The sequence below is a fragment of the Streptomyces sp. NPDC056835 genome, from assembly GCF_042789485.1.
GTDB lineage: Bacteria > Actinomycetota > Actinomycetes > Streptomycetales > Streptomycetaceae > Streptomyces.
In genome coordinates this window covers 1,178-22,614 of the sequence record NZ_JBHUBB010000063.1, presented here as the reverse complement: position 1 = coordinate 22,614, position 21,437 = coordinate 1,178, and the positions used below count along the sequence as shown (strand labels likewise).

24 protein-coding genes, 1 tRNA gene, 2 pseudogenes and 1 riboswitch are annotated in these 21,437 nt (G+C 66.0%); of the genes and pseudogenes, 9 read left to right on the top strand and 18 right to left on the bottom strand.

Annotated elements, in window-relative coordinates; all coding sequences use genetic code 11:
* Window positions 1-119 precede the first annotated feature (119 nt).
* The 3 genes from ACFRMN_RS37930 (at window position 120) to ACFRMN_RS37920 (ending at window position 1,598) form a co-directional block, all read left to right on the top strand.
* Window positions 120-614 (top strand): NUDIX domain-containing protein, encoded by a 495-nt coding sequence (locus tag ACFRMN_RS37930; RefSeq protein WP_383028911.1) that lies wholly within the window; start codon window positions 120-122, stop codon window positions 612-614.
* Window positions 615-859: 245 nt separating this feature from the next.
* Window positions 860-1,057 carry a hypothetical protein gene (locus ACFRMN_RS37925; RefSeq protein ID WP_383028908.1) on the top strand — a complete coding sequence of 66 codons (198 nt, stop codon included), beginning with the start codon at window positions 860-862 and terminating at the stop codon, window positions 1,055-1,057.
* Between the two features lie 304 nt (window positions 1,058-1,361).
* The gene (locus ACFRMN_RS37920) at window positions 1,362-1,598 is read left to right on the top strand and encodes a hypothetical protein (RefSeq protein WP_383028905.1); all 237 of its coding nucleotides are present in this window, start codon (window positions 1,362-1,364) and stop codon (window positions 1,596-1,598) included.
* Window positions 1,599-1,737: 139 nt separating this feature from the next.
* Here the strand turns inward: ACFRMN_RS37920 and ACFRMN_RS37915 are convergent, their stop codons facing one another.
* The 11 genes and pseudogenes from ACFRMN_RS37915 to ACFRMN_RS37865 all read right to left on the bottom strand — a co-directional run bounded on the left by ACFRMN_RS37915 (window position 1,738) and on the right by ACFRMN_RS37865 (window position 9,663).
* Window positions 1,738-1,983, bottom strand: coding sequence for a hypothetical protein (locus ACFRMN_RS37915; RefSeq protein WP_383028903.1), 246 nt, complete (start codon window positions 1,981-1,983; stop codon window positions 1,738-1,740).
* A 23-nt stretch (window positions 1,984-2,006) separates the two neighbouring features.
* On the bottom strand, window positions 2,007-2,588 hold the full coding sequence (locus ACFRMN_RS37910; RefSeq protein WP_383028921.1) for an ATP-binding protein: 582 nt from the start codon (window positions 2,586-2,588) through the stop codon (window positions 2,007-2,009).
* A 257-nt stretch (window positions 2,589-2,845) separates the two neighbouring features.
* Complete coding sequence (gene tmk / locus ACFRMN_RS37905; RefSeq protein ID WP_383028901.1) at window positions 2,846-3,496, bottom strand: dTMP kinase; 651 nt, start codon at window positions 3,494-3,496, stop codon at window positions 2,846-2,848.
* The gene (locus ACFRMN_RS37900; protein WP_383028898.1) at window positions 3,474-4,055 is read right to left on the bottom strand and encodes an exonuclease domain-containing protein; all 582 of its coding nucleotides are present in this window, start codon (window positions 4,053-4,055) and stop codon (window positions 3,474-3,476) included. Before ACFRMN_RS37900 ends, tmk begins: the two co-directional genes overlap by 23 nt.
* Window positions 4,048-5,160: a radical SAM protein gene (locus tag ACFRMN_RS37895; RefSeq protein ID WP_383028896.1), complete on the bottom strand. Its 1,113-nt coding sequence runs from the start codon at window positions 5,158-5,160 to the stop codon at window positions 4,048-4,050. Before ACFRMN_RS37895 ends, ACFRMN_RS37900 begins: the two co-directional genes overlap by 8 nt.
* A 185-nt stretch (window positions 5,161-5,345) precedes the next feature.
* Window positions 5,346-6,233 carry a helix-turn-helix domain-containing protein gene (locus ACFRMN_RS37890; protein ID WP_383028919.1) on the bottom strand — a complete coding sequence of 296 codons (888 nt, stop codon included), beginning with the start codon at window positions 6,231-6,233 and terminating at the stop codon, window positions 5,346-5,348.
* Window positions 6,196-6,726 (bottom strand): DUF6879 family protein, encoded by a 531-nt coding sequence (locus tag ACFRMN_RS37885; protein WP_383028916.1) that lies wholly within the window; start codon window positions 6,724-6,726, stop codon window positions 6,196-6,198. Before ACFRMN_RS37885 ends, ACFRMN_RS37890 begins: the two co-directional genes overlap by 38 nt.
* A 2-nt stretch (window positions 6,727-6,728) precedes the next feature.
* Window positions 6,729-6,965 carry a hypothetical protein gene (locus ACFRMN_RS37880; protein WP_383028894.1) on the bottom strand — a complete coding sequence of 79 codons (237 nt, stop codon included), beginning with the start codon at window positions 6,963-6,965 and terminating at the stop codon, window positions 6,729-6,731.
* Between the two features lie 258 nt (window positions 6,966-7,223).
* Window positions 7,224-7,664, bottom strand: a pseudogene (locus tag ACFRMN_RS37875) (ATP-binding cassette domain-containing protein); the annotation flags it as partial.
* Window positions 7,665-7,883: 219 nt separating this feature from the next.
* Window positions 7,884-8,714, bottom strand: a complete 831-nt coding sequence (locus ACFRMN_RS37870; protein WP_383028913.1) for an ABC transporter permease — start codon at window positions 8,712-8,714, stop codon at window positions 7,884-7,886.
* 148 nt (window positions 8,715-8,862) lie between these two features.
* Window positions 8,863-9,663, bottom strand: coding sequence for an ABC transporter permease (locus tag ACFRMN_RS37865; protein WP_383028891.1), 801 nt, complete (start codon window positions 9,661-9,663; stop codon window positions 8,863-8,865).
* Window positions 9,664-10,050: 387 nt separating this feature from the next.
* On the opposite strand from ACFRMN_RS37865, the gene ACFRMN_RS37860 reads away from it, so the two are divergent.
* Window positions 10,051-12,450, top strand: a complete 2,400-nt coding sequence (locus tag ACFRMN_RS37860; protein ID WP_383028888.1) for a transglycosylase domain-containing protein — start codon at window positions 10,051-10,053, stop codon at window positions 12,448-12,450.
* Between the two features lie 29 nt (window positions 12,451-12,479).
* Here the strand turns inward: ACFRMN_RS37860 and ACFRMN_RS37855 are convergent, their stop codons facing one another.
* From ACFRMN_RS37855 to ACFRMN_RS37845, 3 genes are all read right to left on the bottom strand, one after another.
* Window positions 12,480-12,800, bottom strand: a complete 321-nt coding sequence (locus ACFRMN_RS37855; protein ID WP_030355070.1) for a multidrug efflux SMR transporter — start codon at window positions 12,798-12,800, stop codon at window positions 12,480-12,482.
* Between the two features lie 34 nt (window positions 12,801-12,834).
* Window positions 12,835-12,898: riboswitch (guanidine-III (ykkC-III) riboswitch) on the bottom strand.
* Between the two features lie 86 nt (window positions 12,899-12,984).
* Entirely contained in the window at window positions 12,985-13,287 is a 303-nt protein-coding gene (locus ACFRMN_RS37850; protein ID WP_051746386.1) for a co-chaperone GroES, read from the bottom strand.
* Window positions 13,288-13,372: 85 nt separating this feature from the next.
* Window positions 13,373-13,693, bottom strand: coding sequence for a DUF3618 domain-containing protein (locus tag ACFRMN_RS37845; protein WP_383028885.1), 321 nt, complete (start codon window positions 13,691-13,693; stop codon window positions 13,373-13,375).
* 137 nt (window positions 13,694-13,830) lie between these two features.
* On the opposite strand from ACFRMN_RS37845, the gene bcp reads away from it, so the two are divergent.
* The 3 genes from bcp (at window position 13,831) to ACFRMN_RS37830 (ending at window position 16,023) form a co-directional block, all read left to right on the top strand.
* Window positions 13,831-14,298 (top strand): thioredoxin-dependent thiol peroxidase, encoded by a 468-nt coding sequence (gene bcp / locus ACFRMN_RS37840; protein ID WP_383028883.1) that lies wholly within the window; start codon window positions 13,831-13,833, stop codon window positions 14,296-14,298.
* 122 nt (window positions 14,299-14,420) lie between these two features.
* A complete protein-coding gene (gene proP / locus ACFRMN_RS37835) occupies window positions 14,421-15,917 on the top strand; it encodes a glycine betaine/L-proline transporter ProP (protein WP_383028880.1) in 1,497 nt (498 codons plus the stop codon).
* A 31-nt stretch (window positions 15,918-15,948) separates the two neighbouring features.
* Window positions 15,949-16,023 (top strand) — tRNA-Leu (locus tag ACFRMN_RS37830).
* A 58-nt stretch (window positions 16,024-16,081) separates the two neighbouring features.
* On the opposite strand, the gene rdgB is transcribed toward ACFRMN_RS37830, so the two are convergent.
* The 4 genes and pseudogenes from rdgB to ACFRMN_RS37810 all read right to left on the bottom strand — a co-directional run.
* Entirely contained in the window at window positions 16,082-16,684 is a 603-nt protein-coding gene (gene rdgB / locus ACFRMN_RS37825) for an RdgB/HAM1 family non-canonical purine NTP pyrophosphatase (RefSeq protein ID WP_383028878.1), read from the bottom strand.
* Between the two features lie 32 nt (window positions 16,685-16,716).
* The gene (locus ACFRMN_RS37820; protein ID WP_383028876.1) at window positions 16,717-17,118 is read right to left on the bottom strand and encodes a hypothetical protein; all 402 of its coding nucleotides are present in this window, start codon (window positions 17,116-17,118) and stop codon (window positions 16,717-16,719) included.
* 160 nt (window positions 17,119-17,278) lie between these two features.
* Window positions 17,279-18,010: a ribonuclease PH gene (gene rph, locus ACFRMN_RS37815; protein WP_383028873.1), complete on the bottom strand. Its 732-nt coding sequence runs from the start codon at window positions 18,008-18,010 to the stop codon at window positions 17,279-17,281.
* Window positions 18,011-18,097: 87 nt separating this feature from the next.
* A pseudogene (locus ACFRMN_RS37810) lies at window positions 18,098-18,340 on the bottom strand (glucose PTS transporter subunit EIIB); the annotation flags it as partial.
* 192 nt (window positions 18,341-18,532) lie between these two features.
* Between ACFRMN_RS37810 and ACFRMN_RS37805 the strand changes: the two are divergent.
* Together ACFRMN_RS37805 and ACFRMN_RS37800 are read left to right on the top strand one after the other, a co-directional pair.
* Window positions 18,533-19,816, top strand: a complete 1,284-nt coding sequence (locus ACFRMN_RS37805; protein WP_383028871.1) for a PTS transporter subunit EIIC — start codon at window positions 18,533-18,535, stop codon at window positions 19,814-19,816.
* A 158-nt stretch (window positions 19,817-19,974) separates the two neighbouring features.
* Entirely contained in the window at window positions 19,975-21,258 is a 1,284-nt protein-coding gene (locus tag ACFRMN_RS37800; protein ID WP_383028868.1) for a PTS transporter subunit EIIC, read from the top strand.
* Window positions 21,259-21,437 lie beyond the last annotated feature (179 nt).

Below are 21,437 nucleotides of genomic sequence, written 5' to 3'. Positions count from 1 at the left end.
GAGATCCTCACCAAGGTCCGACTCGTCCAGACCAGCGTGAAGAAACTCGTCAATAACAACTCGAAGTAACACGATCAGAATCACAAGACACTAGCTTAACGACTGTTATAGTTAATTACATGCGTATCCCTGTCGTAAACGAAAAAGACGAAATAATTGGCCATAAAGACCGTGCTGACATAAATCCCTCTGTAGATATTGTCCGTTCAGCATCACTATGGATAACGAACCGCAATGGAGATATTCTACTTGCTCAGCGAAAATTCACAAAACGGAGCAATCCCGGAAAATGGAGTGAAGCTGTCGGTGGAACCGTCGAAGGAGAAGATGACTATGAGTCGACAATGCTTCGCGAAACCGAGGAAGAGATTGGACTTAAGGTCGGTAGTTATGAGGTCGGACCAAAACAATATGTCAGTTCGCCTGCAAGGTATTTTGTACAGTGGTATCAAACTATCATCGACAAACCCATTGAAGCATTTCATCCTCAAGAAGAGGAACTAGAACAACTTGCCTGGGTGGGCGAAGATAAATTCGTAAAAGAGTTAAAGGACACTCCTGAAAAATACATCGACGAAATGCAGGAAATCGCTCGCCTATTCATTAAGTTCTAGACAAATGCAGTTCTCATTTCGTACAATACGCTGTACCAAATCTCTAATTCGTAGTAACTGCATACTTGCACCCAGGCATTGTTACATGTGGTGAGGGCATACTCTCGGACTGATCACTATTGACAAAATGATCATTTAATGTTTAACTAGATATAGATGAACGAGTTTCATCTTCACACCGTTCGCCTGCATCAGTCGAACCCGATCACCTCGGTTTTAGGTGTTTCCTGTTGAAGGAGAACGTTGTGAATCTCATGCGTCAGGTACGGCGTGTACTGCCCTTCGGCTTCGCCGGAGCGGGACTGATGGTCTCTCTTCTGGACAGCATCAGGCAGTTCGCGCAGGACGGATCTGCACACGCGACGACCAACGTCTGTGTCGTGGTCGCTCTCGGAGCAACCATCCAGTTCTACCGCGACCTCGTCCAGAGCGAGCGGAAGTAACCCACGCAGGCCCTACGGCCACCATCACATCCCCCGACCCCGGAAGCCCAGCGCTCCGGGGTCATGTCCATTTCTGAGGAAAAGCGGTAACACCGAATCCACTAATTACATAGAGGGCGCTCGCGGCAATCAGATCCATGAATTGCCTCCAGGATTGATCTTTCACGTGAATTATGTTACAAATAGAAACAGTCGCATTTAGCGATAGTACCCGCTCTTTCAACTCTTCGAGTATGGCACCCCGCCCACTTCAAATAAGCCGGTGGCGTGCCCTACCCGAATCGAGCCAAAGAGGTAAACCAATATGTCAGAAGAAAAGCCCATGCGCCCCGGCGCGCGAGGTCTCATCGAGACCGCACTCGCGGTCCGACAGGCGGCCCGTGGAGCATGCGCGACCGACCTCAAGAAGTCGCCGGGAGTGGTACTCGTCGTCCAGATGATGGACGACACCAACGCCATCGCGGCGGGCACGTCCATTCCGGACGACCAGATCCCCGATCGACTTCTCAAGGACCCGTCCGCCCCGCACCCGCGCCCCTAGGGCGAAGCTCCTCCGACCACGGAGCGCTGAGCGCTCTCCTTCGACACCCCCACCCCGCACCGCAGCGAAGAACACCCCGTGTCCGTTGTGGATGCGGGGTGTTCTTCGTTTCTGGGGATTGTCGCTACGTTTGGTCAAGTCACCGCCACGCGCCGGGTTCGGCCGTGACGTAATCGGCCATCGTGCGCCGGTAGCGCTGGTGACCAGTGTCTCGTACGTGTTCCGCGATCCAGCGTTCAACCTTGTTGGTTTCCACTTCTTCGGCCGACTGCGCACCGCAATCAGCCTCGTCACCCGAGACACACGTAGCCGCGTAGGTCGCCTCGCTGAGAGAATCGGAGCGGATTTCGTAGTTCCGAAAACGAAATGACCGGGCGTTGCCCATCCGCCCTCCTGTTTCTGGGACTGTCACAGCCGCTCACGCAGCCCGACGAGCACGCGCTCAAGAAGGGCTGCTTCCACCAGCTCGACAGATGCGCCCTTCGGCAAGCGGCCTGCACCGGACACCCGCCTCGGAAGAATGGGGAACGCCGTCTCCAGGTCGGGCGACTTGGAAAGCTCCAACTCAGCCCACACGATCTTGCCGCCCGCCGGCGGCCGGAAGGTGCCCCACCTTCTACTGGACAGCTCGACCAGCAGAAGCCCCCGACCGCTTTCCGCGTCGTCGGTGACGTCTTGTTTCGTGGGAGCAACCGCACTGTTGTCCCACACCTCGACATACAGCCGCGTGTCGATGACGCGAAGCTGCACACCGATGATGTGGTGCGCCTTTATGTCCTCCCACTTGGGATCGGGGTCGGTGAGGCCGGTTGCCTTGACGGCGTTGGTCACCAGCTCACTCATCACCAGTTCGGCGGCGTCGATGTGATCCGGCAACTTCCAGTAGTCCAGCGTGCGCCGGACATACATCCGCGCACAGCTCACCGCTGTCAGCACGGCGGCAAGTCGGAGGTTCGAGACAAGGAGAAGGGACGGAGGTCGAGCGGTCATCGGATTCACGGCGGCGTCTCCGTGCTGGAGGTCGGGCCAGTGGCGGGTATGGCGTCACCGCCACTGGCCCAACCGTCTTTGAGCGCGCGTTCAGCGCACTGGGAGGTGCGTAGCAAGGGCGACTTGCTGGCACGGGAAAGCACAGCCACACACGGCACACAGGTCGTGGTCGTTGGTGTGCTCGTTCACGACCACCGTTGCGAGCGCGTTGAGTCCATCCCGCTCAGTGGTCGGACGCTGGGAAGCGTCGTTTACGATCAAGCCTGTTCACCCTCGCTGGGAGCGAAAAAGGTCAACAGACGGTCGCGGATGAACGCGGCCGACTTCTCTGGTGGCCCCTGGTTGCAGTCCACCCGCAGTACGTCGAAGCCCGCTTGCACCAGACGCTCCCTGGCCTGCCGGTAAAAGTGAACTTCGGCGTGACTGCTGCCCGGTGAGAGCTGGAAACGGTTATGCGCTCCGCGCTCATGCAGCCGTTCCGAGATGACTTCGGGGTCGGCTTCGAGGATGACAGCGAGGTCGGGCCGTTCAGCCTCGGCGTTGAGATTCCAGAGAAACGCCGGATCTACCCCGTCGAAACGCTGCATGACCAGCGCCGACGGGATGTACCGGTCGCTGATGACCGTCTGCCCCGCCTCGGTGTGCTTGCGGACTTCCGTCTCGACGTGGTGGTAGCGGTCCGCCGCGTACAGGCAGGCGAGCGCGTGACCGGTGACCGTCTCGGTCAACTCTCGGCAGAGCTGGCCGATAGGTCCGGTGGACGGCTCGGCGGTGATGTGCACTTGTTCGCCTGCTGCTACGAGCATCTGCGCCAGGTGGTGAACGATCGTGCTCTTCCCGGCGCCGCTCGGGCCATCAACGCTGACGAACATGCCTCGGTCGTGGTCAGAAAAGGGACGGAGCTTCATCAGCCCTCCCTCCGGGCGGAAGACCACGCAGTTCTTCCAGCGAGCCGGCCGCGGTGGCGAGCCGGACGAATAGACGTGCCGTAACCAGCGCGTCGTACGTGGCGCGGTGAGGGCGCAGGTCATGTGGCAGGCCCTCGGCGAGTTGAAACGCCTCGACCAACGACCCGAGCCGGAAACTCATCTGGTCGGGTACAAAGCGCCGGGCGAGCTTGAGGGTGTCGAAGACCTCCGGGCACTCCCAGCCGGTCATCTTGCGCTGGAGAACCTTCACGTCCACATGCGCGTTGTGGGCGATGAGCGCCGGATGCGACAGCGCGTGCAACACCTCAACGACGACATCCTTGTACACCGGCGCTTCGGCAACCGCCCCGTTGCTGATGCCGTGAATCCGGTTGGCCATCGGGGTGATCGACTTATCAGGTCGAACCAACCAGCTCGACGGCTCCCCGATGACACCACCGACGATCGGCACGGCGGCCAGCTCCACCAAGTCGGGCGGCTGCTGTCCGTTGCCTTCAACGTCTACGACGACGTACGAGAGATCCGTCCAGTCAGCCATCTTGTGTGCCGTCCTTCCAGCCGATGTCTGCTCGGCCGTGTCGTCGTTCCCGGTGCGGGTGCCGTACGTCGTGCACCTGGAAACCGAGCGCGTGCTGCAGGTAGTAACGGGGCTGTTCAGTTTCCAACCCTGAAACGATGGCTGCTTGCTCCGTGATGTCCACGACCACCAGGCCGTGCGCCTCGGGCAAGGAACTGGCGACCTGCCGTACGTCCCGTGCTGCGGGAACCTTGTACGCGTCCTTGCAGCGGTTGAGCTGCGCGAGTGGGCAGATGTCGCAGAGTTCACGGATGCCGTAGTGCCCGTTGTAGTCCGGCAGTTCATGGGCATAGGCCACGGCACACGAGGTCTTGCGGAACAACGTGTCGCTGCCGGCGAAGGTTGAGAGGACGCGACTTTCCAGCGTCTCCGGCACAATCTTGCGGCGTGCGGTTTCCTCGTACGGCTCCGGGAGCTTGTTCGCCTGGTAGTACTCCGCGATCTGGTCCCGATAGAACAGACCGGTGAACACCGTGGCGTCGGCGTGTTTGCTCAGCTCGTACGCCCGGCCCAGGTGCTCCGGTGAGTCGTTGAGGCCAGGCACCAGCGGGCGCCAGTAGAGAACCGTGCGGTATCGGCGCTCCCGCGGCGCGCTCATGAGCTTCAAGGACTCGGCCGCGACGTGCGACGGGTAGGGCTCGATGTCCTTGTTGTCGATGCCCGAGTAGGTGAACAGAAGCGTCACCTTGATGTGCCGCAGTCGGTTGAGTCGGTCGATGTCCTCGGGTTTCATCTGGTGCCGGGTGATGACGAGTACGTGATTCGTCAGCTCCCGCGCGTCCAGGTCTTCCAGTACGGCGAGGGTGTGCGGCCGGACCACCGGCAAGAACGGGTCGGTGGCGCGGTTGAACACCTGCACGGGCGTGACGTGCGGCTGGAAGTACCGGTGATTGACAAGTTCTTCCACCGCCTCGGCATCGCTCATGAGGGCTCGCGGCACACGCTGATCCCACAGGCCGTAGGTGTGGCGGATGCAGTAGGCGCAGTCGAGCGGGCACCCCTGGATGTGATTCAGGCTGAGGCCGCTCTTGCGGTACTCGACCACCTCACGGGCACGCTCCGGCATCCGCTCTATCTGATCCCGCGTTAAGAGCTGTACTGAGACAGGCACCTGACGGCCTCCCATGTCCGAGGACGGATGGAGCGCGTAGTTACGCGCTCCATTTGGGAGCGTAGGGGTGCCGGTTCCGCTTGGATAGAAAGTTTCTTGGAATTTCTAGCAATACACCCGCAGGGGGAACCCTCGGGAAATCAGGCGCTATCGTCCGGCGAGTCAGGGGCAAGATCTTCCATGACGCGGTTGATGATCGTGCGCGCCGACCGGCCATAGCTGGCAACGGCGGCAAGCTGCTCGAAGGCGCTGCCGTACAGCTCGATTTCCTGCGGCTGACGGAGGTCAAGTTCAGCCGACAAGGTCTCAACAAGTACCCGCTCATTGTCGTAGAGCCAGAAGCCGTGCCACGGTGACGTGGCGTACTGCGTTTCAAAACCGATGACCCCAAGCCGCACGTTTAGCAGTTGAGAAAGAGAGATCAATCGGTCGAGCTGTCCGAGCATGATGTCTGGAGCGCAAAGGCGAAACCTGAGCGCAGCTTCGGTGAGGACGAAGTGGAACCGTTTATCTGGTCGGTACAGAATCTCTTGGCGCTGCACTCTTCCGGCAATAGCCTCGTTGATGTCGTTGGGCAACTTGAGACGGCGGATACCTTCGGCGAAGCGGGCGCGCGCATACTCCGGTGTTTGGAGAAGACCAGGAATCACCGTCGCTTCGAAGGCGCGGAAGAGTCGCGTCTTCTGATCCCATGAGATCAGCTCTTGTTGGTGAGGCTTCAACCCGGTACGCAGGATGCGTTGCCACTCGGCATGTTGCACTTCAAGGGTATGCAGCGAAGCGAGCAGGGCTTCCGTCTCGCCCTCGCTGCTCGTCGCTGCTGTCCAACCGCGTAGGTCGTCGTCGGTGGGTGTCTGGCGGCCGTTTTCCAGCTTGGACACTTTGGAAGGAGGCCACGACAAAGACTCCGCGAGCTGCCTGCCGCTTAGTCCAGCGGCAACGCGAAGCTCGCGGAGTCGTTTGCCCAGGGTGCTCCTGGCCTCGTGGACGTTAGACGAACCCGAGGCGTTGTTCGGTGGCAAAGTCATCCCGCCTGTTGGCCCGATGCCACGCGGCATCTCGCCAGTAGTTGTGCCTCACGATCTCGGCGGCATCCTCGATGACTTCGCCGCCAAGGAAGGCGTCCGAGTCATCGAAGTGCATCCGTACCAGCTTGTTCGAGTCGAACAGCCAGTAATCGTGATTGGGTAGGTTCTCGGCGTTGGCTTGGTCACGCGTCAGGTAGCGGATATCCTCACCCGCTCCGTTGGTGAACTGGGAACACCACACGCCGAAACGGCTGTAGTCGGTAAGAGGCAAGCTGACCACCCGCACACGGGTGAAGCGACGCCCCTTCGACGTAGCATCCCGGATCATGGTCAACCAGTCCTGCATCCAAGGCAGATCGTCTTTTTCCTGCGCGAGGAACTTCCGCAACGACTCGTTCTCATAATCCGCGTCGTAGCGGTCGCGTACTTCAAGACGAAAGGCCGTGTGCTCGAAGGACTTGAAGAGCTGACCGAAATCGTCGCCGTTGAGCAGACTCAGTGCCCTTCCTCCTTGTTCAAGTAGCGGAGGGCGTACATCTTGAGCACGTCTTCCGGGATCTCGATCAGGGTTTCGTGGTCCGGCACTTCACCGACGTCGGCGAGCACCTGGGGGTCCGTCACCTTCCAACCCTGCGCAATATAGGTTTTGCGGTCCGTGCGGTCGGTGGCGAACAACGTAGGTGAGTTGCCCACCTGAGACTCAGGGTCCTTGCCGAGGAACTGAGCACGCATGGCGCGCCCTCCTTTGCTAGAAACTTGGCGAACCGTTCTCGCACATCGTGCGCCCGTCCCTGATGACCGGTCAAGGGTAGGAATTTGGCCCATGATCATTCACGTGCAAGGCAACCCGATCTCGAATGACCGCCGTTGGCCTCGTAGCAGGCGTGCGCACGTCCCCTGAGCTGCGGTTTCGCAAGCGCGGGCCGCGCCTTCCTATGCCCCTCAGAGGCCGATACACTGGACTTGTCCAGCGCATCGTTTGCGGTAGTGCTGCCCGAAGACCACGCCGATGCGCTGCGCCAGCCTCGTACGCTCCCGGGAAGGATCGATGCCCGCGACCCGCAGCCGGCCGCCGCTCGGGGTCAGAATGCCCGTGAGCATCTTGATGGTGGTCGACTTACCGGCGCCGTTCGGGCCGATGTAGCCGACCATCTCGCCGCGCGGCACCCGGAAGCTGATGCCGTCGACCGCCCGCACCTGGTGCTTCTCGCGGCGCAGCAGACCGGCCTTGCGGCGCACGTCGAAGACCTTCTCGACGCCGTCCAGCTCGATGAAGCCCGTGCCGTCCGCGCTACCGCCGCGCTCCGCGCTACCGCCGCGATCGGCCCTACCGCCGCGATGCGCACGATCCGTGCCATCCGCGCTATCCGTGTCATCCGCGCTATCCGTGTCATCCGCGCTATCCGTGTCATCCGCGCTATCCGTACTCATGAACGCTCCGCCGCCTCTCGCTCAATGCCCTAGGCCCTGTCTTCAAAGTCCCGCCTGCTCGGCGACGCCCGGCACGCACGCTCGCGGCGTTGTCGGGATCACCCCAGTACATCCAGTACTGGGGCGACCCTCCGCCTTGCGATCGCACGCACCGGCCGCCTCCGAGCCCGCCCTCCGAGCCCGCCCTCCGGGCGGACGGCGCTACTTTGAAGACAGGACCTAGCTCCCCGTACTCCGATACGCGCGCAGCCCCGCCCGCCACGCCACCCCCGCCAGCGCGCAGCACACCACCGCCACCACCGGCGGCAGGAACGCGGCCAGGTCCGGCAGCCCCAACGGGTCCTCCTTGCCCAGGACATACAGGGCCGGGATCCAGTTGACGAACGCCAGCGGCACCACGAACGTCGCTCCGCGCACCAGATCCTTCGCGAAGACCGTCGGCGGGTACTGCAACAGCGTCGTCCCGCCGTACGTGAACGAGTTCTGCACCTCGGAGGCGTCCTGCGCCCAGAACTGGAACGCGGCGCCCGCCACGAACACCGCCGCGAAGATCGCCGCCCCGCTCAGCACCATCATCGGAAGCATCAGCGCCCGCGTCACCGTCCAGTCGATGTCGAGCGTCAGCAGGGCATAGCCCAGCACCAGCACCCCTTGGGTGACCCGGCCGAGCCGGCGCAGCGCGAACCGGTCGGCCGCCACCTGCGCCAGTACGGGTACGGGCCGCAGCAGCAGCGTGTCGAGCGTGCCGTCCCGTACCCGGCGCCCCAGCCGGTCCATGGAGCCGAGCACCAGATCGGCGAGGCCGAAGGCCGTGGCGGACGTCCCGTACAGGAAGGCCACCTCGGGCAGGGAGTAGCCGCCCAGCGCGTCCACGTGCGCGAACATCAGCAGGATCGCGACGAAGTCGAAGGCGGTCGCCGCGAAATTCCCGAACGCCATCATCACGAAGGACGCGCGGTACGCCATCGTGGACCGCGTCCACATCGCCACGATCAGGCCGTACGCCCGCAGCCCGTCACGCAGGGCGGCCCGCCGCGACAATCGCGGAATCCATGCCTCCGATCCCGCGTCGGCAGCCGCCTCCGATCCCGCGTCGGTGTCCGCCCCCGCAGCCGCGTACGCGGACGTCACCTCTCCCACCGTCCCACTCGTGCCCACCGTCCCACTCGTGCCCACCGTCCCGCTCGCGGCGATCTCGTCAGCCACCCTGGACCACCACCCTGCGTGTCGCGACGGTCTGGAGCAGCCGCCCTGTCGCCAGCAGCGCCAGCGCCCAGCCGGCCTGGAACGCGTACGCCCCGGCCAGGTCCCACCCGGTGTGCTTGCCCAGGAGGACATCCGCCGGGACCTGGAGCAGCGACGACCAGGGCAGCGCCCGCGCCACCTCCCCCAGCGTCCCCGGGAAGAGGTTGAGCGGCAGCAGCAGCCCGGAGAAGAACATCCCCGCCAGCATCGTCATCTGCGCCACGCCCGCGCCGTCCATCAGCCAGAACGCGGAGAGCGCGACCAGGAAGCGGATCGCGAAACTGACGACCACTCCGAGCACCACGGCGAACAGGAACGCCAGCCAGGTCAGCGGATCCCCCGGCAGCGCCAGCTCGAAGGCGAGCGAGCCGAGCACCATCGGTACGACCCCGCGCCCCAGCAGATGGAACGCCGCCCGGCCCAGATCCCCGGCCATCCACCACAGCTGGAGATCGGCCGGCCGGTAGAGGTCGACGGCGATGTCACCCGTGCGGATTCGCTCGATCAGTTCTTCCTCGAAACCGCCGCCCATCATGGCGCAGGTCATCAACAGCGCCTGGCCGAGCCACACATAGGTGACCGCCTGGGAGAGGTCGTAGCCACCGAGGTGCGGCCGCTCGTCCCAGAGAGCCGTATAGGCGTACGCCGTGATGAAGCCGAAGACGGTGTTGGTGAACACTCCCGCGAAGGTGGCCACCCGGTAGGTCGCATAGCGGCGGAACCCACCTGCTGCCACTACTGCGTACAGCCGCACTACAGTCCCCTCCCCCACACCATTTCCCTCACTCCATCAGCGCGTCGTCGGCCTCCTGGCACCAAAGCGCACGACCCTAGCCCACGGGGACCGGCCGCCGCGACCGGTTATCCGGCTGTCGGTGCTCCACCGTTCTGTCCATGTTTCATGGGAGTACACAGCGTTTCTCCGAGGTACGCAGCGTTTCTCAGGAGTACGCGGCATTTCGCAGAGATGAGCCGCTTTTCTTGGATGTACGCAGTGTTTCTTGGGTCTGCGCCGCTCATCGCCTGATACGACACCGTCATGCCACCACCGTCAGGCCGGGAGTGAACCGCCTTATGCCAGAAGTGAACCGCTTTATGCCGGAAGTGAACCGCCGTCCGCGGCCGAGGAGTCTCCACTGATATGAGCGACGAGCCAAAGCACTACGGCTGGGCCCCACGGGACCCCTCGGCCCCCCACTCCGCCCCCGGCCGGCCGGGCGGGCGGGCCGGGCGTCCCCTGCGTCCCCGCACCGGTTGGCGCAGCGCCCTCCCGACCCGGCGCACGCTGTTCGGCGGATTACTGATCTTCGGGCTCGTCCTCATGGGCGGCTTCGTCCTGGGCTACAAGCTCGTCAGCATCCCGCCGGCCAACGCCGCCGCCACCGCCCAGTCCAATGTGTACCTGTACGCGGACGGCACGCAGCTCGCCCGCGACGGCGAGGTCAACCGCGAGAACGTCAAGCTCGCGCAGGTGCCGAAGACCGTACAGCTGGCCGTACTGGCCGCCGAGGACCGCGGCTTCTACAACGAGCCCGCCATCGACCCGCAGGGCATGGTCCGCGCCGCCTGGAACACCATCACGGGCAAGGGCACCCAGGGCGGCTCCACCATCACCCAGCAGTACGTCAAGAACTACTACCTCGGGCAGGAACAGACGATCGTCCGCAAGGCCAAGGAGTTCTTCATCGCGATCAAGCTCAACCGCGAGGCGACCAAGGCGCAGATCCTCCGGGGCTATCTCAACACCAGCTACTTCGGCCGTAACGCGTACGGCGTCCAGGCCGCCGCCCAGGCGTACTACGGCAAGGACGTGAAGGACATCAACACGGCGGAGGGCGCCTATCTGGCCTCTCTGCTCAACGCCCCCAGCGAGTTCGATGTCGTCTTCCACCCCGAGAACAAGCGGGCCGCCCGCGCACGCTGGAACTATGTGCTCGACGGCATGGTCAAGGAGGACTGGCTCAGCCCGGCCGAGCGCCGCAAGATGAAGTTCCCGAAGCCCGGCAGGATCAGGCATGCCGGCATCGGGCTCTCCGGACAGCGCGGCTATATCGTGCAGGCCGTCGAGGACCATCTCACCGGCAACAAGATCATCGACGAGAAGACCCTGGCCGCCGGCGGGTACCGGATCACCACCACACTGGACCGCGAGAAGCAGGAGGCCTTCACCGCCGCCGTCAAGCAGCAGGTCACCTCACAGCTCGACGCCGGCCGCAAGGCCGACCGCAACGTCCGGGTCGGCGGTGTCTCCATCGATCCGAGGACCGGCAAGGTCGTCGCCATGTACGGCGGGATCGACTACACCAAGCAGTACGTCAACAACGCGACCCGCCGTGACTACCAGGTCGGCTCCACCTTCAAGCCGTTCGTCCTCGCCGCCGCCGTCGAGAACGGCTCCGAGACCCTGTACGGCGAGCCGATCACCCCGTACACCCTCTACGACGGCGACAACCAGCACATGGTCGAGGGCGCCGACGGCCCCACCGGCTACTCCCCGGCGAACGAGGACGACACCAACTACGGGCCCATCTCCGTACAGACCGCCACCGACCTCTCCGTCAACGCCGTCTACGCGCAGATGGCCCAGGACGTGGGCCCCGGCACGGTCAGGAAGACCGCCGTCGCCCTCGGCCTCCCCGAGAACACCCCCGACCTGACCGCGACACCCTCCATCGCGCTCGGCCCGGCCACCGCCTCCGTACTGGACATGGCGGAGGCGTACGCGACCCTCGCCAACCACGGCAGGCACGGCATGTACACGCTGGTCGACAAGATCACCAGGAACGGTGTGGATGTCGCCCTGCCGAAGCGGGACTTCACGCAGGCCATCAGCCGCCAGGCCGCCGACACCACCACCTCCGTGCTGCGGAGCGTCGTCGACGACGGCACCGGCATCGCCGCCCAGTCCGCTGGCCGCCCCGCGGCGGGCAAGACCGGCACGGCGGAGGAGGACAAGGCGGCCTGGTTCGCGGGCTACACCCCGGACCTCGCGACGGTCGTCGCGGTCATGGGCGCCGATCCGGTGACCGCCGCGCAGCAGTCGCTGTACGGGGCTCTCGGCCGGGAGCGCGTCAACGGCGGCGGGCCGCCGGCCGAGATCTGGGGCCGGTACACGGCCGCCGCTCTCCGGAAGAGCCCGGCGCGGGACTTCGATCTGCGGCTGGAAGGGGACTCCGACGACGAGTGGTCCTCGGACGAGGAGCAGGCGGGCCCGTCAGGCAAACCGAACGGGTCGCACCGGGCGGGCGCCGAGGGTACGGCGCGGGGCCTGGCCCCGGGGCAGTCCCAGGGACCGACGAAGGGCCCGGCCCAGGGCCGGCCGCAAGACCCCGAGCAGGGCCGGAGCCACGGACAGCCGACGGGGCGGACGACCGGTCAGCCCGAGGGCCGGCCAACGGAACAGTCCGGCGGCGGCACGGGTGGGGGGTCGGCCAAGGGCAGTACGGGCGCCGGCGCCACCAGCGCCGACGAGGACGGCAAGGGAGACGCGGGCGGCGATCCGGGCGCCCGCACCTCCCTGTTCGACGTGCCGGGCGCCTGACAGCGGCGGCCGGGCGGGGCGACATCGAATCAGTGGCCCGACGTCGCCTTCAGCCCCACCACGGCCACCAGCAGCAGACAGACGAAGAAGATCCGGGCGGCGGTCGCGGGCTCCCCCAGCACCACCATGCCGAGCACCGCCGCACCGGCCGCGCCGATACCGACCCACACGCCGTACGCGGTACCGATCGGCAACGTCTTCGCCGCATGCGACAGCAACAGCATGCTCGCGACGATCCCGGCGCCGGTGAACAGGCTCGGCCACAGCCGGGTGAACCCCTCGGTGTACTTCATCCCGATCGACCAGCCGACCTCAAGCAGACCGGCGACAATCAACAGAACCCAAGCCATGACGGCACCTCCGGCACGAAAAACACGGACAACAGGTGCGTCGTCTTTCGTTTGGCCCGGTACGGCGCGTCTCGTCGGGGTTCCCCCAAGGTAGCAAACCGGCGGGCGGCTCCACGCGAAGGGCCGCGAAGGGCCGCGAGGGGCTACGAAGGAACGTGAGGGGCTGCGAAGGGCTGCGAGGGGCTTACAGATAAAGCCCGGTGGAGTCCTCGGACCCCTCGAACCGGTCCGCCGCGACGGCGTGCAGATCGCGCTCGCGCATCAGTACGTACGCCACCCCGCGCACCTCGACCTCGGCGCGGTCCTCGGGGTCGTACAGCACTCGGTCCCCCGGCGTCACCGTCCGTACGTTCTGCCCCACGGCCACCACCTCGGCCCAGGCCAGCCGCCGACCGACCTCGGCCGTCGCGGGGATGAGGATGCCGCCGGACGAACGCCGTTCGCCCTCCGGGATGTCCGTCCTGACCAGCACGCGGTCATGGAGCATCCGGATGGGCAGTTTGTCGTGGGTGTTCTCGCTCACGCCCCAGAACCTACCTGCCCAGGCCGCCGGCGCACGCCACAGGGGCGAATCAAACCTTGCGGCGCCTCGTCGACACCACCAGCAGCCCCACGAGCCCGACCGCCACCAGCGCCACCGGCACCAGCCGCTCCAGCCGCGGCGCGCCGTCGTCCTTGACGAACGGCGCCCGTACGCCCGCCAGCGTCCTGTTCACGGCCCCGAACGCACGCCCGGCCGTCTGGTCCACCGTGGAGACCACCTTGGCCTTGGCGTCGCCGACGATCGTCTTCGGGTGCACCCGCACCCCGATCTCGTCGAGCGTCTCGGCGAGCTGCCCGCGCCTGCGGACGATGTCCGCCTCGATCTGCGCCGGGGTCCTGGAATCCGACACCGCGCTGCCTCCGTCGTCGTGTCCTGTTGTCCTTCCCCGACAGTCTGTCAGCTCCGTCGTCACCGCACCCGGCGGCACCCCCGATTACGCTCGGCGGCGTACGGCCCGACGTCCACCCCGTTCCACCGAGGAGAACCATGAGCGAGCGCCTCCAGCCCGGCGACACCGCCCCCGCCTTCACCCTGCCCGACGCCGACGGCAACGACGTATCGCTCGCCGATCACAAGGGCCGCAAGGTCATCGTCTACTTCTACCCGGCGGCGCTCACCCCCGGCTGCACCAAGCAGGCGTGCGACTTCACGGACAACCTCGACCTGCTGGCGGGCGCGGGCTACGACGTCATCGGCGTGTCCCCCGACAAGCCGGAGAAGCTCGCGAAGTTCCGCGACAAGGAGAACCTCAAGGTCACCCTGGTCGGCGACCCGTCCAAGGCCGTCCTGGAGACGTACGGGGCCTTCGGCGAGAAGAAGATGTACGGCAAGACCGTGACCGGCGTGATCCGCTCGACGATCGTCGTGGACGAGGACGGCAAGGTCGAGCAGGCCCTCTACAACGTGCGGGCCACCGGCCATGTAGCGAAGATCATCAAGGACCTCGGTATCTGAGGTTCCCCGAGTCCGGGATTCGCCGTGACGGAGGTCCCACTTCGGTGGGACCTCGGTTTGCGATCGCCACGACCGCGCAGAAGGTTCCCTTGGACTGACTCACCCGAGGAAAGGACCATTCCATGGCCGGCCAGAAGCGCGAACGGACGGCCGACCCCGCCGCGGTCAAACGCCACCCGGCCCTCTTCCGCACCATCAGACAGCGCAAGAACCCCAAGCTCCGGCGGTCCGACATCACCGTCACCGACGAGGCGGCGGTCAAGCGGGCGGTGAAGGCGGCCTCCCTGGGCAATGCCATGGAGTGGTTCGACTTCGGCATCTACAGCTATCTCGCCGTCACCATCGGGCATGTCTTCTTCCCTTCGGGGAATTCCACGGTCGAGCTGCTGTCCTCGTTCGCGACCTTCGCCGTGGCCTTTCTCGTGCGGCCACTCGGCGGCATGTTCTTCGGCCCGATGGGTGACAGGCTCGGCCGTAAGAAGGTCCTCGCCCTGACCATGATCATGATGGCGATCGGCACCTTCGCCATCGGGCTGATCCCCTCGTACGCCTCGATCGGATTCTGGGCCCCGGTCCTGCTGATCTTCTTCCGGCTGGTCCAGGGCTTCTCCACCGGCGGCGAGTACGGCGGCGCGTCCACGTTCATCGCGGAGTACGCCCCCGACAAGCGCCGGGGATTCTTCGGCAGCTTCCTTGAGTTCGGCACCCTCGCCGGTTACATCGGCGCGGCGGGCCTGGTCACCGCGCTGACCGCGGCGCTCGGCCCGGACGGCATGCAGGCCTGGGGGTGGCGCGTCGCGTTCCTGGTCGCGGGGCCGCTGGGGCTGATCGGGCTGTATCTGCGACTGCGGCTCGACGAGACGCCCGCGTTCCGGAAACTGGAGTCGGACACCGCGCACGTCTCCGAGGCGGCGGACTCGGTGGAGATCACCACGAAGGACGACCTCGCCAAGATCTTCCGGCGGTACTGGCCCTCGCTGATCCTGTGTGTCGCGCTGGTCGGCGCGTACAACGTCACGGACTACATGCTGCTGTCGTACATGCCGACGTATCTCTCCGACGAGCTGGGCTACAGCGAGACGCACGGGCTGCTCATCCTGCTGGCCGTGATGGCCTTCCTGATGCTGATCATCAACCAGGTCGGCAAGCTCAACGACCGCTTCGGGCGCAAGCCGCTGCTGATGGCGGGCATGCTCGGCTTCTTCTTCCTCTCGCTGCCCGCGTTCCTCCTGATCAAGCAGGGCGGTATCCCGGCGATCACGGCGGGCGTACTGATGCTGGGCCTGTCCCTGGTCTGCCTGCTGGGCACGATGTCGGCCGCGCTCCCCGCGCTGTTCCCGACGGAGGTCAGATACGGCTCGCTCTCGGTGGGCTACAACCTCTCCGCGTCCCTCTTCGGCGGCACGACCCCGCTTGTGATCACCGGCCTGATCGGCCTGACCGGCAACAACCTGATGCCGGCGTACTACTCGATGGCGGCGGCGCTGGTGGGCGTGATCGCGGTGACCCGTATGAAGGAAACGGCCCGGCGCCCGCTGGACGGCTCACCACCGTCGGTCGCGACGGAGGCGGAAGCGGTGGAACTCGTGGAGTCGCAGTCCCCGGAGCCCAGGTTCTGACGTCGGCCGGGCACAGTAAGCTGTGCGCCGCGGGTCCGTACCCCAGCTGGCCAGAGGGCGCCGGTTTAGGTCCGGTGTGTCGTGGGTTCGAGTCCCACCGGGCCCACATCGAAAGGGCGCGGAGCCGCAAACGGCTCCGCGCCCTTCGGCGTGGGAGGGCGCCGTCAGCCCAGGAGCTCCCTTACGACCGGGACCAGCGCGCGGAATGCCTTGCCGCGGTGGCTGATCGCGTTCTTCTCCGCCGGGGACAGTTCCGCGCACGTGCGGGTCTCGCCGGACGGCTGGAGGATCGGGTCGTAGCCGAAGCCGCCCGTACCGGACGGGGACTCCCGGAGGGTGCCCAGGAGGCGGCCTTCGACCACGCGTTCCGTGCCGTCCGGGAGGGCCAGGGCCGCGGCGCAGAAGAAGTGGGCGGCGCGGTGGGGCGGGGCGATGTCGGAGAGCTGGGCCAGGAGCAGGTTCAGATTGGCGGTGTCGTCGCCGTGGGCTCCGGCCCAGCGGGCGGAGAAGATGCCGGGGGCGCCGCCGAGGACGTCGACGCAGAGGCCGGAGTCGTCGGCCACGGCCGGGAGGCCGGTGGCGTCGGCGAGGGCGTGGGCCTTGAGCAGCGCGTTCTCGGCGAAGGTGACGCCTGTTTCCTTGACGTCGGGGATATCGGGGTAGGCGTCCGCGCCGACGAGGTCATGGGGCAGGCCCGCGTCGGCGAGGATGGCCTGGAGTTCGGTGAGTTTCCCGGCGTTTCGGGTGGCGAGGATCAGGCGGGTCATGCCCCCAGTATCGGACCGGGCCGGGGGGCCGGTCAGGGGGTGCAGATCTTGCCGATTTCGGACGCGGCGTCGGTGATGGGGGTGAGATCGGGGGCGTTGTTCCCGTTCTTGACGGACGTACGCACGTTGTCGACGCCCTTGCCCAGATCGTCGACGGCCTTGCTCAGGTCCGCGTTGTCGGTCTGGTCCGCGAGGCTGTCGAGCTTGTTGTCGATGTCGTTGAGCGACTCGTCGATCTTGAGAGGGTTGTCCCCGGCGTTGGAGACGGCCTGCTGGAGGTCGTTGACGCTGCCCGCGATGGCGTCGGCGGTCTTGACGCAGTCCAGCGCCTTGTCGAGGGCGCCGCAGCCGGCGGTGAGGGGCAGCGCGAGTGCGGCGGTGGCGGCGGCGAGTGCCAGGGTGATGCGGCGTCGGCGTATCGGCGCGGCGGGCATGGCGCGGTTCCTCTCCGAGGTGTGGACGGGCGCACGGTTCGGTCCGTGCGCCCGTGTGGGTGGAGACGCCCCGGGGTTCTTCTTGGTTGCGTCTTTACCCGGAGAGCCCGGCTCGGCGGGGCCGGCTCAGGGGGTCCGGCTCAGGGGGTCCGGGTCCGGCTCAGAGGGTCTGGTCGAGCGCCGTGGTCTGGAGCGCGGCGAGGTCGGCGCAGCCGCCGGTGGCGAGGTCGAGGAGCGCGTTCAGTTCCTTGCGGTCGAAGGGCTCGGCCTCGGCGGTGCCCTGGACCTCGACGAAGCGGCCGTCGCCGGTGCAGACGACGTTCATGTCGGTCTCGGCGCGGACGTCTTCCTCGTAGCGGAGGTCCAGGAGAGGGGTGCCGTCGACGATGCCGACGCTGACGGCGGCGACGGTGCCGGTCAGCGGGCGGCGGCCGGCCTTGACGATCTTCTTGCCCTGGGCCCAGGCGACGGCGTCGGCGAGGGCGACATAGGCGCCGGTGATGGCCGCGGTGCGGGTGCCGCCGTCGGCCTGGAGGACATCGCAGTCGAGGACGATGGTGTTCTCGCCGAGCGCCTTGTAGTCGATGACGGCGCGCAGGGACCGGCCGATGAGGCGGCTGATCTCGTGGGTACGGCCGCCGATCTTGCCGCGTACGGATTCGCGGTCGCCGCGGGTGTTGGTCGAGCGCGGCAGCATCGAGTATTCGGCGGTGACCCAGCCTTCGCCGCTGCCCTTGCGCCAGCGCGGGACGCCCTCGGTGACGGAGGCGGTGCAGAAGACCTTGGTGTCGCCGAAGGAGATGAGGACGGAGCCCTCGGCGTGCTTGCTCCATCCGCGTTCGATGGTGACGGGACGGAGCTGTTCGGGGGTTCGGCCGTCGATACGAGACATGGGCTTGAGCCTATAGGGACCTGCGCGAAGGGCCTGTTCCGGTGGTCCGGATCAGGCCCTCGGTGGTGCTGAGTGGCTGTCAGCGCTTCACATCATGTCTTCGATCTCACTGGCGATGGGGTCGGCGTCGGTGCCGATGACGACCTGGATCGCGGTGCCCATCTTCACGACGCCGTGGGCGCCGGCGGCCTTCAGGGCGGCCTCGTCGACGAGGTCGGGGTCGACGACCTCCGTGCGCAGGCGGGTGATGCAGCCCTCGACCTCTTCGATGTTGTCGAGTCCGCCGAGCCCGGCGACGATCTTCTCAGCCTTGGTGGCCATGTCTTTCTCCCTGACTGTCGAACTGACTGCCGAAAAGCGCTATGAACCGTTTCGTCACGGTAACGCACGGTTGGACCATCTTCACGGGCGCGCGTTCATCGCGTACCCAATGATGACGATCAACGGCGCCCCGCCCGCGACCGGCCCCCGGGAGCCTATCGCAACTGGTCTACACCAGTCGGGAACGACGGAAGGGTGCCGATGAGCTCCGACAGCACGGCAGCGCCGCGGCGGAGGCCGGCGCCGCCGGGGAAGAGCTGGCGGAACGGATTGTTCCAGGGGCTTCAGAAGATCGGCCGCAGTCTCCAGCTCCCGGTGGCCGTACTGCCCGCGGCCGGGCTGCTGGTCAGCCTCGGGAATCTCTTCGCCGCGTATCTGCACGGCCCGTTCTGGGACAGGACGGCGCGGGTGCTCAGCCTGGGCGGCGGCGCCATTCTGGACGGCGCGTTCGGGCTGCCGCTGCTCTTCTGCATCGGGGTCGCGATCGGCTTCGCCAAGAAGGCGGACGGGTCCACCGCGCTCGCCGCGGTCGTCGGCTTCCTCGTCTACCACGGCGTGCTGGCCGCCTTCCCGGTCGGCGGTTCGGTGACGAAGGCGACGCCCGACGGCATCCCGCAGAACCCCGGCGTGCTCGGCGGCATTCTGATCGGGCTGCTCACGGCGGTCGTCTGGCAGCGGTTCCACCGTACGAAACTGGTCGACTGGCTCGGCTTCTTCAACGGCCGCCGCCTGGTGCCGATCCTGATGGCCTTCATCTGCACCCTCCTCGGCGTGGCCTTCGGGCTGCTGTGGCAGCCGGTCGGGGACGCGCTGACCGCGTTCGCCAAGCAGCTGATCGATCTGGGCGCGTGGGGCGCGGGCATCTTCGGGGTCGCCAACCGGCTGCTCATCCCCATCGGCCTGCACCAGTTCCTGAACACCTTCTTCTGGTTCCAGGCCGGTGAGTACACCAAGCCGGACGGCACCGTCGTGATGGGCGATCTGACCCGGTTCTTCGCCGGGGACCCCTCGGCGGGCCAGTTCATGTCAGGGTTCTTCCCGATCATGATGTTCGGGCTGCTGGCCGCCGCGCTCGCCATCGCGCACAGCGCCCGCCCCGAGCACCGCAAGAGGGTTACGGGCCTGATGGCCTCGCTCGCGCTGACCTCGTTCGTCACGGGCGTGACCGAGCCGCTGGAGTTCTCCTTCATGTTCGCCGCGCCCCTGCTGTACGGTGCGCACGCGCTGCTGACCGGCGCCTCGATGGCGATCACCTGGGCGCTGGGGGTGCACGCGGGGTTCAGCTTCTCGGCCGGCTTGATCGACTACCTGGTCAACTGGCACCTTGACACCAAGCCCTGGCTGATCATTCCGATCGGCCTGTGCTTCGCCGTCGTGTATTACGTGGTCTTCCGCGTCGCGATCAAGGTGTTCGACATCCCGACCCCCGGGCATGAGCCCGAGGAGCTGGAAGAGGCCGTCGAGAAGCAGAACACCCAGCCGTAGGCCCTGCCCGATGGGCGCGGACTATGGCCCGGGCCACAGTCGTCGCCGAACATCGCCGCGCAGGTTCCTTATGTGATTCACACCGTGCTAAAACTGGTCTACACCACTGATGGTGTAGACCACGCGGCCGTGTGCCGCGTTCCCCCTGGAGGAAGTTGATGTCCACGGCCAGCGCCACCGCCTCGGCGGACAAGAAGCCCTCGGCGGGCAAGAGCAAGGGCAGCGGCGCGATGGCCGTGATGCAGCGTATCGGCCGCAGCCTGATGCTCCCCGTCGCCGTCCTGCCCGCCGGCGCCCTGCTGGTGCGCCTCGGCAACACCGACATGCTCGGCCGTGACTCGTTCCCGGCGTTCATCACCAAGATCGCCTCGTTCATGGCCGCGGGCGGCAACGCCATCCTGGACAACATGCCGCTGCTCTTCGCCGTCGGCATCGCGATCGGCTTCGCCAAGAAGGCGGACGGCTCCACCGCGCTCGCCGCCGTCACCGGCTACCTCGTCTTCAAGAACGTGCTGGCCACCTTCACCGACTCCAACCTGCCCAAGGTCGCGGCGGTGGTCGACGGCAAAATAGTCATGAACAGCGCGCCCGTCGACGCGAAGGTCCTCGGCGGTGTCGTCATGGGCATCGTGGTCGCGCTGCTCTACCAGCGGTTCTACCGGACGAAGCTGCCCGACTGGGCGGGCTTCTTCGGCGGCCGTCGCCTCGTACCGATCCTCTCCGCCTTCGCGGGCCTGGTCATCGGCATCGTCTTCGGCTACATCTGGCCGGTACTCGGCGCGGGTCTGCACAACTTCGGTGAGTGGCTGGTCGGCTCCGGCGCCGTGGGCGCGGGCATCTTCGGTGTCGCCAACCGCGCGCTGATCCCCGTGGGCATGCACCACCTGCTGAACTCGTTCCCGTGGTTCCAGGCCGGCACGTTCGAGGGCAAGAGCGGCGACATCAACCGCTTCCTGGCGGGTGACCCGACGGCCGGACAGTTCATGACCGGCTTCTTCCCGATCATGATGTTCGCCCTCCCCGCGGCCTGTCTGGCGATCGTCCACTGCGCCCGCCCCGAGCGCCGCAAGGTCGTCGGCGGCATGATGCTCTCGCTCGCGCTCACCGCGTTCGTCACGGGCGTGACCGAGCCGATCGAGTTCACCTTCATGTTCATCGCCCCGGCGCTGTACGCGGTGCACGCCGTGCTGACCGGTGTCTCCATGGCGCTGACCTGGGCCCTCGGCATGAAGGACGGCTTCGGCTTCTCGGCCGGCGCGGTGGACTTCGCCCTCAACCTGGGCATCGCGACCAATCCATGGGGGCTGGCGCTGGTCGGCCTCTGCTTCGCGGCGCTCTACTACGTGATCTTCCGCTTCGCGATCACCAAGTTCAATATCCCGACGCCGGGCCGGGAGAGCGACGAGGAACTCGCCGAGTTGCAGAAGGCCGAGGCGAAGTAGCCTCTCCGCACGCTCCGTGGGCCCGGCCGTTGTCAGGAACGGCCGGGCCCACGGCGGTGCGCGGTGACCACGGCGGCCGACCGGTGAGATATCGTACACCCGGGCGGGGGGGGTGATATACACAAATGAAGCGGCCGACGACAACAGCCGTGTTTATATCGGTGGTGGCCGGGTGATTA

Excerpts from the sequence above, each read along its gene's own strand:
- ACFRMN_RS37895 (WP_383028896.1), bottom strand. The coding sequence starts at position 5,160 with ATGCCGGAGCGTGCCCGTGAGGTGGTCGAGTACCGCAAGAGCGGCCTC.
- ACFRMN_RS37820 (WP_383028876.1), bottom strand. The coding sequence starts at position 17,118 with ATGCCCGCCGCGCCGATACGCCGACGCCGCATCACCCTGGCACTCGCC.
- ACFRMN_RS37900 (WP_383028898.1), bottom strand. The coding sequence starts at position 4,055 with ATGGCTGACTGGACGGATCTCTCGTACGTCGTCGTAGACGTTGAAGGC.
- ACFRMN_RS37915 (WP_383028903.1), bottom strand. The coding sequence starts at position 1,983 with ATGGGCAACGCCCGGTCATTTCGTTTTCGGAACTACGAAATCCGCTCC.
- proP (WP_383028880.1), top strand. The coding sequence starts at position 14,421 with ATGGCCGGCCAGAAGCGCGAACGGACGGCCGACCCCGCCGCGGTCAAA.
- ACFRMN_RS37805 (WP_383028871.1), top strand. The coding sequence starts at position 18,533 with ATGAGCTCCGACAGCACGGCAGCGCCGCGGCGGAGGCCGGCGCCGCCG.
- ACFRMN_RS37855 (WP_030355070.1), bottom strand. The coding sequence starts at position 12,800 with ATGGCTTGGGTTCTGTTGATTGTCGCCGGTCTGCTTGAGGTCGGCTGG.
- ACFRMN_RS37860 (WP_383028888.1), top strand. The coding sequence starts at position 10,051 with ATGAGCGACGAGCCAAAGCACTACGGCTGGGCCCCACGGGACCCCTCG.
- ACFRMN_RS37850 (WP_051746386.1), bottom strand. The coding sequence starts at position 13,287 with ATGCTCCATGACCGCGTGCTGGTCAGGACGGACATCCCGGAGGGCGAA.
- bcp (WP_383028883.1), top strand. The coding sequence starts at position 13,831 with ATGAGCGAGCGCCTCCAGCCCGGCGACACCGCCCCCGCCTTCACCCTG.
- tmk (WP_383028901.1), bottom strand. The coding sequence starts at position 3,496 with ATGAAGCTCCGTCCCTTTTCTGACCACGACCGAGGCATGTTCGTCAGC.
- rdgB (WP_383028878.1), bottom strand. The coding sequence starts at position 16,684 with ATGACCCGCCTGATCCTCGCCACCCGAAACGCCGGGAAACTCACCGAA.
- ACFRMN_RS37920 (WP_383028905.1), top strand. The coding sequence starts at position 1,362 with ATGTCAGAAGAAAAGCCCATGCGCCCCGGCGCGCGAGGTCTCATCGAG.
- ACFRMN_RS37930 (WP_383028911.1), top strand. The coding sequence starts at position 120 with ATGCGTATCCCTGTCGTAAACGAAAAAGACGAAATAATTGGCCATAAA.
- rph (WP_383028873.1), bottom strand. The coding sequence starts at position 18,010 with ATGTCTCGTATCGACGGCCGAACCCCCGAACAGCTCCGTCCCGTCACC.
- ACFRMN_RS37880 (WP_383028894.1), bottom strand. The coding sequence starts at position 6,965 with ATGCGTGCTCAGTTCCTCGGCAAGGACCCTGAGTCTCAGGTGGGCAAC.
- ACFRMN_RS37800 (WP_383028868.1), top strand. The coding sequence starts at position 19,975 with ATGTCCACGGCCAGCGCCACCGCCTCGGCGGACAAGAAGCCCTCGGCG.
- ACFRMN_RS37910 (WP_383028921.1), bottom strand. The coding sequence starts at position 2,588 with ATGACCGCTCGACCTCCGTCCCTTCTCCTTGTCTCGAACCTCCGACTT.
- ACFRMN_RS37890 (WP_383028919.1), bottom strand. The coding sequence starts at position 6,233 with ATGACTTTGCCACCGAACAACGCCTCGGGTTCGTCTAACGTCCACGAG.